We start from the raw sequence: 652 nt of genomic DNA on the forward strand, positions 1-652 counted from the left end.
CGACCGGACGGGTCGTGGGCGTGGAGGCCCTGCTGCGCTGGCAGGATAGCGAAGGCGCCCGGATTTCTCCGGGCGAATTCATCCCGGTGGCCGAGGAAATAGGCCTGATCGGGCCGATCGGCGACTGGGTTCTGCGGACCGCCGCACGCCAGATTGCGCAATGGCGGCGCGATGGCCTGGGGCTGTATATGTCGGTGAATCTTGCCGTCAGCCAATTGCAGGGGCCGGACGCGGCGCGCCATATCGCCGATCTGGCCGCCGCAGGCGGCGCGGCACCGGAGTGGTGGTCGCTCGAGGTGACCGAAGACATGCTGATGCACGATGTGGAATCCGTCGAGCATTCCATGCGCGAGCTGAGCGCACTGGGGTTTCGCTTCGCACTGGATGACTTCGGCCGCGGCTACTCGTCGCTTGCGCGCCTGCAGTCGCTGCCATTGCACACCCTCAAGATCGACAAGTTGTTCGTGGACGAACTGGCATCGAACGAGCGCGGCGACTCCATCATCGCCGCAATCACCGATATGGCACGTAATCTATCGATGGAAACCCTGGCGGAAGGCATCGAGACCGACGCCCAGCGCGCGCGACTGGTCGAGCTGGGCTGCCGCTGGGGACAGGGCTTCTGGCTCAGCGCGGCCCGTCCGCCCGAGGA

At 66.0% G+C, this 652-nt stretch carries 1 protein-coding gene; it reads left to right on the forward strand.

All coding sequences use genetic code 11. The features are described from left to right. On the forward strand, window positions 1-652 hold a 652-nt coding region (locus tag ACS8Y6_RS18395), incomplete at both ends, for an EAL domain-containing protein (protein WP_440856246.1).

Source organism: Salinisphaera sp. RV14, from assembly GCF_052044135.1.
Taxonomy (GTDB): Bacteria; Pseudomonadota; Gammaproteobacteria; order Nevskiales; family Salinisphaeraceae; genus Salinisphaera.